We start from the raw sequence: 14,290 nt of genomic DNA, 5'->3' as shown, positions 1-14,290 counted from the left end.
TTGCCGGGCGGCAAGTACGGTCCCGTAGGATGCTCACCAGTCCTTACCTGCCGACCGGCTAGATCCCGCAGGGGTCCGCGCGCCGGTCAGAGCCGTTGCCCGGCCCCGTCCCCCCGGCGGCGGTGAACCATGCCCAGGAGGCATTTCGAGCATGTTCCACCGACTTGGACATTTCGTCGTCAAGCGGGCCTGGTGGGTGATCATCGCCTGGGTGATCGCCTCCATCGGCTTGGCGGCCTTCGCACCGAAGATGAGTGCTTCGACCGACGAGTCGGAGTTCCTGCCGAAGCACTACGAGTCGATCCGGGCCTCGGTGCTCCAGGAGCAGAAGTTCCCGGCCGAGTTCTCCCCGGGCGCGATCCTGCTGTTCGAGCGCACCGACGGCGGCGCCCTGACCGACGCCGACAAGGCCGACATGGCCAAGGTCGTGCAGGGGCTGACGGACGAGCACATCCCGCTGGTCGAGCAGGTCATCCCGCCGTCCCCGCAGAGCACCTCCAAGGACGGGCACTACGCGATGTCGATGGTCTCCATCGACAAGACGAAGATGCAGACCGACGAGTACGGCGACGCCGCGAAGAAGCTCCGCGACGACGGCAGGAAGCTCGCCGAGGGCACCTCGCTGAAGTACCAGGTCGGCGGCCAGGCCGCGATGGCCCTGGACCAGAAGGAGTCCTCCAGCGCCACCGACGCGATCACCATGGTCGCCACCGTGGTGCTGATCGTGGTCATCGTCGGCGTGATCTTCCGCGGCGTCCTGGTCGGCTGGCTGCCGGTGCTGCTCTCGCTGTTCCCGATGATCGCGGCCAGCGGCCTGATCGCCTTCGTCACCAAGCTGTTCGACCTGAAGAGCTCGCCGATCGCCTCGGCCATCCAGATCGTGGTGATCCTGGGCGTCGGCACCGACTACTTCCTGTTCCTGATGTTCCGCTACCGCGAGCGGCTGCGGGCCGGCGACGACCGCAAGTCGGCCGTGGCCAACGGCGTCGGCCGGGTCGGCGAGGCGATCGCCTCGGCGGCGGGCGCGGTCACCGTCGCCTTCGCCGTGCTCATCCTGTCCGAGCTGGGCATGTTCACCGCGCTCGGCCCGGCGCTGGCCATCTCGGTGATCGTCACCGCGCTGGCCTCGCTCACCCTGACCCCGGCGCTGCTCGCGGTCATCCCGGCCAAGGCCACCTTCTGGCCCGGCCGCAAGTGGATGCAGGAGCCCGAGGGCGCCCGCTTCCACCAGCTCGGCCGGATCGTCGGCCGCCGCCCCGGCCTGGTCGCGGTGGTCTCCGGCGGCCTGCTGGTGATCCTCTCGCTGGCCGGCCTCGGCTACCAGGGCACCTTCGACATGGCGAAGAGCATGATGCCGAAGGACAAGGAGTCCATGGTCGTCATGGACTCGCTCAGCAGGGGCTTCTCGGCCGGCGCCGCCGACCCGACGCACGTCTTCCTGACCACCGGCGAGGCCGGCGGCAAGCTGGACGCCGCCGCGCTGGACGGCTTCGGCGCCAAGCTCGGCCAGGTGCCCGGCGTCGCGGGCGTCGCGGGCGAGCACAAGGTCAGCGAGGACGGCACCACCGCCGACTTCACCGTGACGCTCAAGGACTCCGCGGCGAGCAACGCGGCGATCGACGCGGTCACCGACCTGCGCTCCACCGCCCACGCCGCCGCTCCCGACGGCAGCGAGGCGCTGATCGGCGGCACCTCGTCGGTGTACAAGGACATCAACCTGGCGATGGCCCACGACTACAAGCTGGTCTTCCCGGTGGCGGGTCTGCTGATCCTGCTGATCCTGGGCCTCCAGCTGCGCAGCGTGGTCGCGCCCTGGTACCTGATGGCCTCGGTCGGCCTCGGCTTCGCGGCCACCCTGGGCGCCACCACGGTGGCCTTCCTCAAGATCGGCACCGAGCCCGGTCTGATGTTCATGCTGCCGATCTTCATCTACCTGTTCGTGGTGGCGATCGGCACCGACTACAACATCCTGATCATCGCCCGCCTGCGGGAGGAGGCCCGCGAGGGCCGCAGCCCGCGCGAGGCGGCCAAGGAGGCGGTCCGACACGCCGGTCCGACCGTCGCCGCGGCCGGGTTCATCCTGGCGGCGTCCTTCGCGACCTTCATGCTGGCGGGCAACGTGCTCTTCGCCGAGCTGGGCTTCGCGCTGGCCATCGGCATCGTGCTGGCGGCCTTCGTGATGGCGATGTTCTTCACCCCGGCGATCACCGCCCTGCTGGGCAAGCGGGCCTGGTGGCCCGGTCACGGCGCGATGCCCGACCACGGCCCCGAGGCGGTCGGCGAGCGCGAGCCGGAGGCGGCCGGCCGGCGCTGACCCGGCGCCGATCCGATGCTGACCCGGCGCCGATCCGGCGCTGACCCGGTGGGACAAGGGGGCATGCGGCCCGAACGGACCGCATGCCCCCTGCGCGCGGTCGCGAAACACGGTGTGACCAGCGCAACCATTGCTGCCGTTGACGAGGACCGACGTGCTATTGTCGAAGCAGTTGCAGTATTGGTTCCCATGAACGTGTGTGTGCGCCTGCTGGTTCCAACCGCCAGGCGCATTTGTTTTGTCCGGTGTTTAGTCTCCGGATGGGGATCGCGGCTACGTGGGGCGCACGAGGTGTGTGTCCCAATGCCCCAGTGAAAGTGGAGACGGTTATGGCTACCGGCACCGTGAAGTGGTTCAACAGCGAAAAGGGCTACGGCTTCATCGAGCAGGACGGCGGCGGCGCCGACGTGTTCGCTCACTACTCGAACATCCAGTCGACCGGCTTCCGTGAGCTCGTCGAGGGCCAGAAGGTCGAGTTCGACGTCACCCAGGGCCAGAAGGGCCCGCAGGCGGAGAACATCCGCGCCATCTGAGTCCCGGCTCACGCCGACTCCTAGATGTTGCAGGCGAGGGCCCGTACCTCCACATGGTACGGGCCCTCGTCCATGCCGCCCGACGGCCGGGGCGGCCCCTCTTCCCCTCATCCGGCGGCCGAACCGTTTCCCAGCCCAGCGGGTCCCTCCCGCGCATCCGGCTGGCGGCCCCCAGAGAGTGGGAACACCCGTGCCCGAGCAGTCCCGTCCGCGCACCGACCAGTCCCGTACCGGGCAGTCCCGCGGCCAGCAGTCCCGTACCGGCCAGCCCCGCGGTGAGCAGCCCCGCGACGAGCAGGCCCGCGCCGACCGGCCGCGCACCCGCGGCGGGCAGCCGCGCACCGGTGCCGCCCGTACCGGCGCCCCCCGCACCGACGCCGGCCGCGGTGGCGCGCCGCGCGGTGAGCAGCCGCGCCGGGCGCGGCGCGGCGCGGCCCCCGCGGCGGCGCCCGCCGAGGACTTCACGCCCGTGCAGGGCACCCCGTCCCGGCCGCCGGCGGCGAGCTTCGCCGAGCTGGAGCTGTCCGCCGGGCTGCTGAAGGAGCTCGGCGCGCAGGGCGTCACCGAGCCCTTCCCGATCCAGGCCGCGACCCTGCCGGACGCGCTGGCCGGGCGCGACGTGCTCGGCCGGGGCCGCACCGGCTCCGGCAAGACGCTCGCCTTCGGCCTGCCGCTGCTGGTGCGCACCGCGGGCAAGCGCGCCTCCGCGCGGCGTCCGCTGGCCCTGGTGCTGGTGCCCACCCGCGAGCTGGCCCAGCAGGTCACCGAGGCGCTCGCCCCGTACGCCGGGGTGCTGAACCTGCGGATCACCACGGTGGTCGGCGGCATGTCGATCACCCGGCAGTCCAACCAGGTCCGGCGCGGCACCGAGGTGCTGGTCGCCACCCCCGGCCGGCTGGACGACCTGATCCAGCGCGGCGACGTGTTCCTGGACGACGTGGCGATCACCGTCCTCGACGAGGCCGACCAGATGGCCGACATGGGCTTCCTGCCGCAGGTCGTCAAGCTGCTGGAGCAGGTCGCCGAGGGCGGGCAGCGGATGCTGTTCTCCGCCACCCTGGACCGCAACGTGGACCGCCTGGTCAACCGCTTCCTCACCGACCCGGTCACCCATTCGGTGGACCCGTCGGCCGGGGCGGTCACCACCATGGACCACCACCTGCTCCAGCTCGACCCCGCCGACAAGGCCGAGACCACCGCCCGGATCGCCGCCCGCGACGGCCGGGTGATCATGTTCGTGCACACCAAGCACGGCGCCGACCGCCTCGCCAAGCAGCTGCGCGCCCACGGCGTGGTCGCCGCCGCGCTGCACGGCGGCAAGTCGCAGCCGCAGCGCAACCGGGTGCTCGACCAGTTCCGCGAGGGCGAGGTCACCGCGCTGATCGCCACCAACGTCGCCGCCCGCGGCATCCACATCGACGGCCTCGACCTGGTCGTCAACGTCGACCCGCCGATCGACCACAAGGACTACCTGCACCGCGGCGGACGCACCGCCCGGGCCGGCGAGTCCGGCACCGTGGTCACCCTGGTGCTGCCCGAGCAGCGCCGCGAGGTCAACCGGCTGATGACCATCGCCGGCATCCGCCCGACCGTCACCAAGGTCCGCCCCGGGGACGGCGAGCTGGGGCGCATCACCGGCGCCCGCACCCCGTCCGGCGTGGCGGTGGCGCTGCCGGTGCCCGCCGCGGTCGCCGCCGCCCTGGTACCGCAGCCGTCGGCCGCCGGTGCGGGCGCGGGTGCGGAGGGCGCCGGACGCGGCCGGGGGCGCGGACGCGGCGCGGCGAAGCCGGTGGACGGCGAGGCGCGCCGCCGTCCGGCGAAGCGGGCCGACGGCGGCCTGCCCAAGGACGTCGACATGAGCGGCAACCCGCGCCGCCCCCGCCCCAAGCAGCGCCCCGGCGCGGGCTCCCCGCAGATGGCGGCCGGCTTCATCGGCAAGGCCTCCGGGCGGGCGAAGCCGGGCTCCGGGGCGAAGAGCGGCTCCAACTACGGGACGGGGCGCCAGCGCCGCAAGACGGACTAGCCGGCGGAGGCTCCCCGCGCTGCGGGCGGCTGCGCGCCGCCCGCGCCGGGAGCGGGGTGCCGCCCGTTCAGCCCTGCGACTTCTCCGGCCGGGGGAGGCGGCGGACGGCCGTGACCAGCGGGGCGAGTTCGGGGCGCCGCTCGGCGCTGTCGAGTGCTTCGGCGAGGGCGCGGTCGTTGGTCGGCCGGGCCCGTTCGAGCAGGGCGAGGCCGTCCGGGGTGACGTTGGTGTAGATGCCGCGCCGGTCGGTGGGGCAGAGGTAGCGCGACAGCAGGCCGCGGTCCTCCAGCCGGGTGACCAGGCGGGTGGTGGCGCTCTGGCTCAGCACGACCGCGTCGGCCAGCTGGTTCATCCGGAAGTGGCCGCCGTCGCCGTCGTGCTGCTCGGAGAGCACGTCCAGGACGGAGAATTCGCGGACGCTGAGCTCGTGTTCGGCCTGGAGGGCGCGTTCGACGTGGGCCTCGATCCGGCCGTGCAGGGCGGTCAGGGCGCACCAGCCGTGCGCCAGTCCGGGGTCCGGTCGGGTCATGGCCCGTGCTCCCTCCGTCGGTGGTCCTGCCGCGGGCCCGTCACGGGCCCGTTCCGGACAAGCTTAGTCGAGATGTGCAAATTCCCGCGCCTGCAAGTATCTGTCGGCGGGGGAGGGAGAGGGACGGTGGTCCGGGTGGAGCAGGGCGCACGGCTGGACGCCCAGGAGGCGGCCCTGGACGCGCTGCTCGCGGCGCTCGGCATCGAGGCTCCGCCCGCCCCGGACGCCCGGGTCGAGGCCCTGGCCGCCCGCGCCCCCGGCTACGCCCAGTACCACCGCATCGGCCACAAGCGGCAGGCCGCCTACCGCCACCTCACCGAGGACCGCGCCGCGACCCGCACCCACTACCCGGCTGTCCTGGACGCGCTCCTCACCGACGACGACCCCTCCTCCCCGCGCTGGCTGGCCCAGGCCCTGGCCGTCGCCGGCGGCAGCCGCCGCCTCCAGCAGGAACTCCTCACCGCCCTGGAGACCGGCGACCCGCTCCGCCAGGTCTGCGCCCTCACCGCCTGGCGCTGGGCGGACACCCCCCACCCCGACCTGGCCCAGCGCTTCCGCACGGCCCGCCGCGCGGCGGCGGACCGCGCGGCGGACCCCTGGGTGCGCGGGCTGCTCGACGACTCGGCTTCCGCCGCTGGAAGTTAGCCGTCCGGCCCGGTCCCGACCGCGCAGGTGGTTCGCCACGACGTTCCGCGCGACCCCGTACACCCAGGGAAGCGGCTCGGCCGGCACGTCAGCCCAGCGTCGCCACGCGACGACGAACACCTCGGCCGCCAGATCGTCCACGCTGTCGGCACCCACGCGACGGCGGACGTACCGCAGCACCGCCGTGTAGTGCGTGTCGTACAGCGCGCTGAACTCCTCGGCCACGCTCACCCTGCCCCCTCTGCTCGGCCTTCACCCGGTCTGTGTCCGGCAGCTCCGCGATTCTTACGCCCGGCGGGAAGGAATCTCCTTCCCCGTCAACCAGTGCCAGCGGCTAGCCTGCTGCCATGTCATCGACCTCCGGCGCATCCCGACGGACAGTCATCGACCTCGCACGGGAGGACGCTCGTAACCGCGAGCACACCCAGACCGACACCGGGCACCTGCTGCTGGCCGTCCTCGCGGCCACCGACGAGCCGGTCGTCCGGGCACTGGCCGAGCGGAGCGTCACCGCAGAACAGGTGCGTGACGCGGTGGTGGAACGCTGGGCGGCCGGGGCGACGGACGGGAAGCCCTGGCGGTTTCCCGTCCCGGACGGCGAAATGCCGCCCTTCAGCCTCCTGGCCGGGGAGTCCGTCAGACGTGCCGCCCACGCCGCTGGTGACGGCTCCGCCGACATCCGGCCCGTCGACCTGCTGGCTGCCGTGGCGGCCGAGACGGACAGCCGCAGCCTCGCCACGACCGTCCTCCGCGCTCTTTCGGCCCCCGTGACCGACAAGTGACGCCGGGACCCGCCGGCGAGTGACTGCTCCAGTTTTCTCCCGACTAAAAGGGGCGGCCACGTCTGCGGATGTCACGAGAGGTGTGGACAGATGGTGACGATGTCGGACGTCGTGAGGGGTTTTCCCGGGGCGCTGGACGGTGCGCGCGGCCTGTCGGCCGGCGAGATCGCGCGGATCGAGGCGGACCAGGGGGTGTCGCTGCCGGCCGATTACCGGGAGTTCCTGGAGGTGGCCGGGGGCGGGGGGATGGCCGCGCTGGTGGGGGAGGAGTACGAATTCCCGGGGTTGTTGGGGATCAAGGAGCGGGCCCGGGAGACGTGCGAGGAGGCGGGGTCACCGGAGTCCTTCGACGGCTGCGTGGTGTTCCTGTCGCACCAGGGGTACATCTTCTACTTCATCGGCCCGGCGGGTTCCGGCGTCTACGAGATCAGTGAGGACGGGGAGCCCGCGTACCGGTGCGCAGAGTCCTTCGCCGAGTTCCTGGTCGGGGTCCTCGAACAGGACTGACCCGGCGGCGGTGCGGCGTCAGGCGGTGCGGGCGGCGGGGGAGTTCGCGGCGGACGCGGCCCGGGCGTGGCGGGCCAGGATCAGGCGGGCGAGTTCCGGGGCGGGGCCGAGGACCGGGGCGAGGTGGTCGGCGTGGTGGGTGGTGGCGGCGGTGGCGATCCGGTCGGGGAGGAGGCCGGGGGCGAGGAGGTAGGGGGCGACGGCGGTGGTGCGGACGGCCGGGGTGGCGCGCAGGGCGGTGAGGGCGTCGGCGACGGTGGGCGGGGCCGCGGAGGCGTGGGCGGTGGTGACGGCGGCCCAGCCGCGGGTGCGGCGCCACTCGGCGGCCACGGCGCGGGTGGTGGCGTTGGCGGCCGGGTCGGAGGACCCGGCGGCGGCCAGCACGACGCCGGTGCGGGCCCGGACGGCCGGGTCGGCGACGTCCAGGCCGGTCTCGGCGAGGCGGCGGTCCAGGGCGTCCAGCAGCAGCGGGGAGGGCCCGAGGACGTCCGCGACCGGGATCGCCGAGCCGGCGGCGCGCAGGGCGGCCGGGATGTCGTGCTTGGCGTGGAAGGCCCGGTTGAGGAGCAGCGGGACGGCGATCGCGTCGGTCAGGCGCGGGGCGACCTGGGCGATGCGGGGGGCGCAGTGGTCCAGGTACGCGGTGGTGACGGGCAGGTGCGGGGCCAGGGCGCGGACGGCGTCGGCGAGGTCCTCGACGGTCGCGGCGTGGCGCGGGTCGCGGGAGCCGTGCGCGAGCAGGAGGAGGGGCGGGACGGCGGCGCGCGGCGGGGCGGGCGTACGGCGCGCGGGGGCGGTCGCGGTGCCCGGCTGCGGGAGGTGCCCTGCCGCCGCGCGCAGCTCCCCGCGCCCCTGGCGGGGCGCGGGGGTGGTGGTGGCGGTGGTGCGCGGGGTCACGGGATCAGCGGGAGTTGACGAGCAGGCCGCGGCTGCGCAGGACGCGGCGTTCGAGGGGGGAGAAGAAGAGGAGGTCGATGGCGACGCCGACGAACAGGATCAGCAGGATGCCGAGCAGCACGCCGGACATGTTGGAGAACTCGCGCTGGTTCTCCAGGTAGCGGCCCAGGCCGAGGCCCAGGTCGGGGGAGGAGGCGATGAGTTCGGCGGCCATCAGCGAGCGCCAGGAGAACGCCCAGCCCTGCTTGAGGCCGGCCAGGTAGCCGGGCAGCGCGGCGGGGAGCAGGATGTGGCGGGCGCCGCGCAGGCCGGTCGCGCCGAGGGTCTGGCCGGCCCGCAGGTAGATCGGCGGGACCTGGTCGATGCCGCTGATCAGGCCGTTGGCGATGGACGGGACGGCGCCGAGCAGGATGACGGCGTACATCGCGGAGTTGGTGATGCCGAGCCAGATGATGCCGGCGGGCACCCAGGCCACCGAGGGCAGCGACTGCAGGCCGGAGAGCACCGGGCCGAGCGCGGCGCGCACCGGCTTGATCCGGGCGACGACCAGGCCGATCGGGGTGCCGATCACGACGGACAGGGCGAAGCCGGACAGGCCGCGCCACACGCTGGTCCAGATGATCGAGAGCAGCGTGCCGCCGTACCAGAGCTCGGTGAGCGAGTCCCAGACGTCGGCGGGGCTGGGGAGCTTGTCGGGGGTGGTGAGTTCCAGGCTGTAGGCGAGCTGCCAGACGACCAGGACCAGCACCACGCCGAGGACCGGCGGCAGGACCTTCCGGCGCAGCACCACCGAGAGCGGGGTGCGCTGCGCCTGGACGGTCTCCAGGGCGTCGAGTCCGGCCTCGACGCTGGCGCTGTCGGCGGGCTCGTCCTTGACCAGGGGGACGGCGGCGGTGTCAGTGCTGGACATGGCGGCGGATCTCCCCACGCAGTTCTTCGGTGATCTCGATGGACAGATCCGCGACCCCGGCCGACTCGATCCGGCGCGGCTGCGGCAGGTCGATGCGCCACTCCTTGGCGACCCGGCCCGGGCGGGAGGAGAGCAGCACGACGCGCTGGGCGAGGCGGACCGCCTCGCGGACGTTGTGGGTGACGAACAGGACGGCGAGCTGCTTCTCGGCCCAGATCCGGGTGATCTCGTCGTGCAGCACGTCGCGGGTGATGGCGTCGAGCGCGGCGAACGGCTCGTCCATCAGCAGCACCTGGGAGCCCTGGGCGAGCGAGCGGGCCAGGGCGACGCGCTGGCGCATGCCGCCGGAGAGCTCGTGCACGCGCTTCTTGTAGGAGCCGCCGAGGCGGACCAGCTCCAGCAGGCGCTCGGCCTCGGGGCGGCGCTCGGCCTTGGGGACGCCGGCCAGCCGCAGGGCGAGTTCGATGTTCCGCCCGGCGGTGAGCCAGGGGAACAGCGCGTGATCCTGGAACATCAGGGCGGGCCGGCCGCCGGGCACCTCGATGGTGCCGGAGGTCGGCCGGTCCAGGCCCGCGACCAGGTTGAGCAGGGTGGACTTGCCGCAGCCGGAGGCGCCGAGCAGGGTGACGAACTCGCCGGGTGCGACGGTGAGGTTGATGTCCTCCAGCACCGGCGCGGCGGTGCCGGGGCGGCCGAAGGTCTTGTGCACGTGCGAGATCCGGACGGCGGTGTCGCCGTCCGGTCGGCCCGCGCCGGCGGCGTCGGGCGAGGTGGTCAGTGCCGTGGTCACGGGCACCTCCTGCGGGTGTGGTTCCGGGCAGGGCGGGGATCGGTGTCCGGGGTCCGGCCCCGCGCCCGCCCGGTGAGTGGGCATCGCTTGGGCGGGCGCGGGGCGCGGACCTCGGGGCCTGGGAGGACTTACTTGGTGCCCAGTCCGGCGTCGGCGACGGCGGGCTGGTTGTTCTCCTTCAGCACCTTGTTGAGCAGGGTCAGGTCGTAGATCCCGGCCAGGTTGGGCTTCTTGAGCAGCCCGGCGGTGACGGCGTGGTCGGCCTCGGCCTGCAGGGTGTTGGCCAGCGGGTCGTCGATGAAGTCGATGTCCTGCCACGCCGGGTCGAGGATCGAGGCGTCCAGCGCGTTGCCGGCGTCGGCCTTGATCTGGTCGTTGGCGACGGACTTGGCCTGGTCGGAGTTGGCCTTGATCCAGGCGTTGGTCTTCACCGAGCCGCGCAGCACGGCCTCCACCACGTCCGGGTGCTCCGTCAGGAACTTCTGCGAGACGATGATGTTGGTGATGACGAACTTCTTGTCCGGCCAGACGTCCTTCTCGTTGAGCAGGACCTTCGCGCCGAGGGTGACCAGCTTCGACGCGGTCGGCTCCGGCACCCACGCGCCGTCGATGGAGCCGGACTTGTACGCGTCGGGAGTGACCTTGTTGTCGGTGCGCAGCACCTTCACGTCGCCGTCGCCGGTCTGGGCGTCGACCTTGTAGCCCTTCTCGGCGAGGTAGTTGAGCAGCGCCACGTCCTGGGTGTTGCCGAGCTGCGGGGTGGCGATCTTCTTGCCCTTGAGGTCGTCCAGGGTCGGGATCTTCTCCGGGTTGACGACCAGCTTGACGCCGCCGGAGGCCGAACCGCTGATGATCTTCAGCGACTTGCCGCCGGACTGGGTGTAGCCGTTGATCGACGGGGAGGGGCCGATCCAGCCGATGTCGATCGAACCGGCGTTCAGCGCCTCGATCTCGGCCGGACCCGCGTTGAACACCTGGGTCTTGATCTGGGTGCCGCCCAGCTCCTGCTGGAAGATGCCCTGCTTGAGGCCGACCAGCGCGGTGCCGTGGGTCAGGTTGGCGAAGTAGCCGATCTTCACGGTGTCCGCGGAGAGCTTCGTGCCCGAGGCGGCCGGCTTGGCGGACGCCTTGTCGTCGCTCTTGGAGCCGTACGAGCAGGCCGACAGCAGGCCGGCGGTGGTCAGCACGGCGACGGTCGCCACGGCGGCGCGTCTGATCCGGCCCGCGCGGGGGCGTGCGGAGGTATGGGTGGACTCGGTGCTCGGTGCCATGAGAGGTGTTCCGTTCGAGAAGAAGGAAGGTGTCGCGTACGGGATGTGCCTGACGTGCTGCCGGGGCCGGGCCGCCCCCGCCGTACCCGCTGTGGGAGGGAACGGCGGCTGCGGGCCCGGTGACAGGGGCTCAGCGCCCCTGCCAGCCCCCACATCGCGTCAGGCCGCCCTGGCCGCTGCCGAGGACGCCGCTGCCGATGCGGCCGCCTTCCTTGTCCATGCCCGAGAACGCCTCGCTGGGCATCAGACCCAGTCCTCCTCTGTGGAAGCGTCGGTGATGCTGACGGTGTCGAACGCCTCGCCCGCCATGCCGGCGGTGAGGGTGGTGCCGTCGGCCGGGTCGATCAGGATGAACGAGCCGGTGCGGCGGTTGTCGGTGTAGTCGTCGAGGGCCAGGGGTTCGGCGGTGCGCAGCACCACGTGGCCGATGTCGTTGACGTTCAGCCCCTCGGCGCCGGAGCGCTGTTCGAGGGTGTCGATGTCGATCCGGTACGAGATCTCCTTGACGAGGGCGCGCACGGTGCGGGTGGTGTGCTTGAGCAGCACCTTCGCGCCGACGTGCAGCGGACGCTCGTTCAGGTGGCAGACCGTGGCCTCGACGTCCTTGGTGGGGACGGGCAGCGGTCCGGCCGCGATCAGGTCGCCGCGGGAGATGTCGAGGTCGTCGGCGAGGCGGACGGTCACGGACTGGGGGGCCCAGGCGGTCTCGGTGGACGTGCCGAGTGCGTCGATGGCGGTGATGGTGGTGGTGTGGCCGGAGGGCTGGACCGTCACCGGGTCGCCGACGCGTAGGACGCCGGAGGCGAGTTGGCCCGCGTAGCCGCGGTAGTCGTGGAACTCCTCGCTCTGCGGCCGGATCACGTACTGGACGGGGAAGCGGGCGGGTTCGGCGCCCGGGTCGGTGCCGACCGGGACGGTCTCCAGGTGCTCCAGCAGGGTGGGGCCGGCGTACCAGTCCATGTGGGCGGAGGGCTCGACCACGTTGTCCCCGGCCAGCGCCGAGATCGGCACCGCCACGACGTCCTTGACCCCGAGCGAGGCCGCGTACGCGGTGAACTCCTCGGCGATGGCGGCGAACACCGGCTCCGCGTAGTCGACCAGGTCCATCTTGTTGACCGCGAGGACGACGTGCGGGACGCGCAGCAGGGCGGCGACGGCGGCGTGGCGGCGGGTCTGCTCGACCACGCCGTTGCGGGCGTCGACCAGCACCACGGCCAGCTCGGCGGTGGACGCGCCGGTGACCATGTTGCGGGTGTACTGCACGTGGCCGGGGGTGTCGGCGAGGATGAAGCGGCGGCGGGCGGTGGCGAAGTAGCGGTAGGCGACGTCGATGGTGATGCCCTGCTCGCGCTCGGCGCGCAGGCCGTCGGTCAGCAGCGCCAGGTCGGGGGCCTCCTGGCCGCGGCGGCGGGAGGCGTGCTCGACGGCCTCCAGCTGGTCGGCCAGCACGGACTTGGAGTCGTGCAGGAGGCGGCCCACCAGCGTGGACTTGCCGTCGTCGACGGAGCCCGCGGTGGCGAAGCGCAGCAGCGAGGTGGCGGTGCCGGTCTGGGTGGTGCTCATTGCTTAGAAGTACCCCTCGCGCTTGCGGTCCTCCATGGCGGCCTCGGACATCTTGTCGTCGGCGCGGGTGGCCCCTCGTTCGGTGAGGCGGGAGGCGGCGATCTCGGTGATGACGGCGTCGATGGTGTCGGCGTCGGAGTCGACCGCGCCGGTGCAGGACATGTCGCCGACGGTGCGGTAGCGCACCAGGCGGGTCTCGACCGGCTCGTTGTCCTTGGGGCCGCCCCACTGGCCGGCGGTCAGCCACATGCCGTCGCGCCGGAACACCTCGCGCTCGTGGGCGTAGTAGATCTCCGGGAGCTCGATGCCCTCGCGTTCGATGTACTGCCACACGTCGAGTTCGGTCCAGTTGGAGAGCGGGAAGACGCGGACGTGCTCGCCGACCGCGTGGCGGCCGTTGTAGAGGGACCACAGTTCGGGGCGCTGGCGGCGCGGGTCCCAGGCGCCGAACTCGTCGCGCAGGGAGAAGACGCGTTCCTTGGCGCGGGCCTTCTCCTCGTCGCGGCGGCCGCCGCCGAAGACGGCGTCGAACTTGTTGGACTCGATGCCGTCCAGCAGGGGGACGGTCTGCAGCGGGTTGCGCAGCCCGTCGGGGCGCTCGCGCAGTACGCCGCGGTCGATGAAGTCCTGGACGGAGGCGACGTGCAGGCGCAGGTGGTGCTCGGCGACGGTGCGGTCGCGGTATGCCAGGACCTCGGGGAAGTTGTGGCCGGTGTCGACGTGCAGCAGGGCGAAGGGCACCGGCGCGGGGGCGAACGCCTTCAGCGCCAAATGCAGCATCACGATGGAGTCCTTGCCGCCGGAGAACAGGATCACCGGCCGCTCGAACTCGCCCGCCACCTCGCGGAAGATGTGCACCGACTCCGCCTCCAGGGCGTCCAGGTGCGACAGCGCGTAGGGGCTGTCCTCGGCCTGGACCGGGCGCTGCGTGGTGACGGTCATGCCAGTCCCCTCTCGGTCAGGAAGGCGTGCAGTTCGGCCGCGGACTCGGCCACCGTCCGGCCCTGCGTCTGGAGGCGCAGTTCGGGCTTCTCGGGGGCCTCGTACGGGTCGTCGACCCCGGTCAGTCCGGAGATCTCCCCGGCGGCCTGCTTGGCGTAGAGGCCCTTGACGTCCCGCTCGGAGCAGAGCTCGACGGGGGTGGCGACGTGGATCTCCAGGAACTCGGTGCCGTGGGCGGTGTGGCGTTCGCGCACCGCGTCGCGGGCGTCGGCGAACGGGGCGATCACCGGGGCGAGCACCTTGACGCCGTTGGCGGCGAGCTTCTGGGCGACGAAGCCGATCCGGGTGACGTTGGTGTGCCGGTCCTCGCGGGTGAACCCGAGGCCCTTGGAGAGGAACTCGCGGATCTCGTCACCGTCCAGCACCTCGACCCGGTGCCCCTCGGCCCGCAGCCGCTCGGCCAGCGCGCACGCGAGGGTGGTCTTGCCCGCACTGGGCAGGCCGGTCAGCCACACGGTGGCGCCGCGCTCGCGGCCCGGGGCCAGAGTCTCGGCGGTGGTCACGGTGGTCACTCCTGACGGTCG

At 72.6% G+C, this 14,290-nt stretch carries 14 protein-coding genes and 1 pseudogene; 6 read left to right on the top strand and 9 right to left on the bottom strand.

The window, feature by feature from the left end; translation table 11 throughout:
• Positions 1 to 151 precede the first annotated feature (151 nt).
• The 3 genes from ACIP60_RS25725 (at position 152) to ACIP60_RS25715 (ending at position 4,870) form a co-directional block, all read left to right on the top strand.
• On the top strand, positions 152 to 2,314 hold the full coding sequence (locus ACIP60_RS25725) for an MMPL family transporter (protein WP_400688216.1): 2,163 nt from the start codon (positions 152 to 154) through the stop codon (positions 2,312 to 2,314).
• A gap of 329 nt (positions 2,315 to 2,643) precedes the next feature.
• A complete protein-coding gene (locus ACIP60_RS25720) occupies positions 2,644 to 2,847 on the top strand; it encodes a cold-shock protein (RefSeq protein ID WP_030460121.1) in 204 nt (67 codons plus the stop codon).
• Positions 2,848 to 3,037: 190 nt separating this feature from the next.
• Positions 3,038 to 4,870, top strand: a complete 1,833-nt coding sequence (locus tag ACIP60_RS25715; RefSeq protein WP_400688213.1) for a DEAD/DEAH box helicase — start codon at positions 3,038 to 3,040, stop codon at positions 4,868 to 4,870.
• 67 nt (positions 4,871 to 4,937) lie between these two features.
• On the opposite strand, the gene ACIP60_RS25710 is transcribed toward ACIP60_RS25715, so the two are convergent.
• Complete coding sequence (locus tag ACIP60_RS25710; protein ID WP_400688211.1) at positions 4,938 to 5,399, bottom strand: MarR family winged helix-turn-helix transcriptional regulator; 462 nt, start codon at positions 5,397 to 5,399, stop codon at positions 4,938 to 4,940.
• Positions 5,400 to 5,534: 135 nt separating this feature from the next.
• Between ACIP60_RS25710 and ACIP60_RS25705 the strand changes: the two genes are divergently transcribed.
• Positions 5,535 to 6,044 (top strand): hypothetical protein, encoded by a 510-nt coding sequence (locus tag ACIP60_RS25705; protein ID WP_400688659.1) that lies wholly within the window; start codon positions 5,535 to 5,537, stop codon positions 6,042 to 6,044.
• Between the two features lie 21 nt (positions 6,045 to 6,065).
• On the opposite strand, the pseudogene ACIP60_RS25700 reads toward ACIP60_RS25705, so the two are convergent.
• Positions 6,066 to 6,269: pseudogene (locus ACIP60_RS25700) on the bottom strand (RNA polymerase sigma factor); the annotation flags it as partial.
• Between the two features lie 122 nt (positions 6,270 to 6,391).
• Here ACIP60_RS25700 and ACIP60_RS25695 point away from each other — a divergent pair.
• The gene (locus tag ACIP60_RS25695) at positions 6,392 to 6,826 is read left to right on the top strand and encodes a Clp protease N-terminal domain-containing protein (RefSeq protein WP_400688209.1); all 435 of its coding nucleotides are present in this window, start codon (positions 6,392 to 6,394) and stop codon (positions 6,824 to 6,826) included.
• A 90-nt stretch (positions 6,827 to 6,916) separates the two neighbouring features.
• Complete coding sequence (locus ACIP60_RS25690) at positions 6,917 to 7,333, top strand: SMI1/KNR4 family protein (RefSeq protein WP_400688207.1); 417 nt, start codon at positions 6,917 to 6,919, stop codon at positions 7,331 to 7,333.
• An 18-nt stretch (positions 7,334 to 7,351) separates the two neighbouring features.
• Here the strand turns inward: ACIP60_RS25690 and ACIP60_RS25685 are convergent, their stop codons facing one another.
• The 7 genes from ACIP60_RS25685 to cysC all read right to left on the bottom strand — a co-directional run bounded on the left by ACIP60_RS25685 (position 7,352) and on the right by cysC (position 14,269).
• Complete coding sequence (locus ACIP60_RS25685) at positions 7,352 to 8,074, bottom strand: sirohydrochlorin chelatase (protein WP_400688609.1); 723 nt, start codon at positions 8,072 to 8,074, stop codon at positions 7,352 to 7,354.
• Between the two features lie 160 nt (positions 8,075 to 8,234).
• The gene (locus ACIP60_RS25680; protein WP_282205390.1) at positions 8,235 to 9,140 is read right to left on the bottom strand and encodes an ABC transporter permease; all 906 of its coding nucleotides are present in this window, start codon (positions 9,138 to 9,140) and stop codon (positions 8,235 to 8,237) included.
• Complete coding sequence (locus ACIP60_RS25675) at positions 9,127 to 9,930, bottom strand: ABC transporter ATP-binding protein (protein WP_370447582.1); 804 nt, start codon at positions 9,928 to 9,930, stop codon at positions 9,127 to 9,129. The genes ACIP60_RS25680 and ACIP60_RS25675 overlap by 14 nt, the downstream gene beginning before the upstream one ends.
• Positions 9,931 to 10,058: 128 nt before the next feature.
• A complete protein-coding gene (locus ACIP60_RS25670; RefSeq protein ID WP_400688204.1) occupies positions 10,059 to 11,201 on the bottom strand; it encodes an aliphatic sulfonate ABC transporter substrate-binding protein in 1,143 nt (380 codons plus the stop codon).
• A gap of 243 nt (positions 11,202 to 11,444) precedes the next feature.
• Entirely contained in the window at positions 11,445 to 12,764 is a 1,320-nt protein-coding gene (locus tag ACIP60_RS25665) for a sulfate adenylyltransferase subunit 1 (RefSeq protein ID WP_400688202.1), read from the bottom strand.
• A 3-nt stretch (positions 12,765 to 12,767) separates the two neighbouring features.
• Positions 12,768 to 13,706 carry a sulfate adenylyltransferase subunit CysD gene (gene cysD, locus ACIP60_RS25660; RefSeq protein ID WP_400688200.1) on the bottom strand — a complete coding sequence of 313 codons (939 nt, stop codon included), beginning with the start codon at positions 13,704 to 13,706 and terminating at the stop codon, positions 12,768 to 12,770.
• Entirely contained in the window at positions 13,703 to 14,269 is a 567-nt protein-coding gene (gene cysC / locus ACIP60_RS25655; RefSeq protein WP_400688198.1) for an adenylyl-sulfate kinase, read from the bottom strand. Before cysC ends, cysD begins: the two co-directional genes overlap by 4 nt.
• Positions 14,270 to 14,290 lie beyond the last annotated feature (21 nt).

The sequence above is a fragment of the Kitasatospora sp. NPDC088783 genome (assembly GCF_044750705.1).
Taxonomy (GTDB): domain Bacteria; phylum Actinomycetota; class Actinomycetes; order Streptomycetales; family Streptomycetaceae; genus Kitasatospora; species Kitasatospora fiedleri.
Note: the sequence above shows the minus strand (reverse complement) of the source record. Positions and strands in the feature narration are given on the sequence as shown.

Coding starts and splice junctions, on each gene's coding strand:
- ACIP60_RS25665 (WP_400688202.1), bottom strand. CDS start 12,764: ATGAGCACCACCCAGACCGGCACCGCCACCTCGCTGCTGCGCTTCGCC.
- ACIP60_RS25690 (WP_400688207.1), top strand. CDS start 6,917: ATGGTGACGATGTCGGACGTCGTGAGGGGTTTTCCCGGGGCGCTGGAC.
- ACIP60_RS25695 (WP_400688209.1), top strand. CDS start 6,392: ATGTCATCGACCTCCGGCGCATCCCGACGGACAGTCATCGACCTCGCA.
- ACIP60_RS25670 (WP_400688204.1), bottom strand. CDS start 11,201: ATGGCACCGAGCACCGAGTCCACCCATACCTCCGCACGCCCCCGCGCG.
- ACIP60_RS25680 (WP_282205390.1), bottom strand. CDS start 9,140: ATGTCCAGCACTGACACCGCCGCCGTCCCCCTGGTCAAGGACGAGCCC.
- ACIP60_RS25725 (WP_400688216.1), top strand. CDS start 152: ATGTTCCACCGACTTGGACATTTCGTCGTCAAGCGGGCCTGGTGGGTG.
- cysD (WP_400688200.1), bottom strand. CDS start 13,706: ATGACCGTCACCACGCAGCGCCCGGTCCAGGCCGAGGACAGCCCCTAC.
- ACIP60_RS25710 (WP_400688211.1), bottom strand. CDS start 5,399: ATGACCCGACCGGACCCCGGACTGGCGCACGGCTGGTGCGCCCTGACC.
- ACIP60_RS25720 (WP_030460121.1), top strand. CDS start 2,644: ATGGCTACCGGCACCGTGAAGTGGTTCAACAGCGAAAAGGGCTACGGC.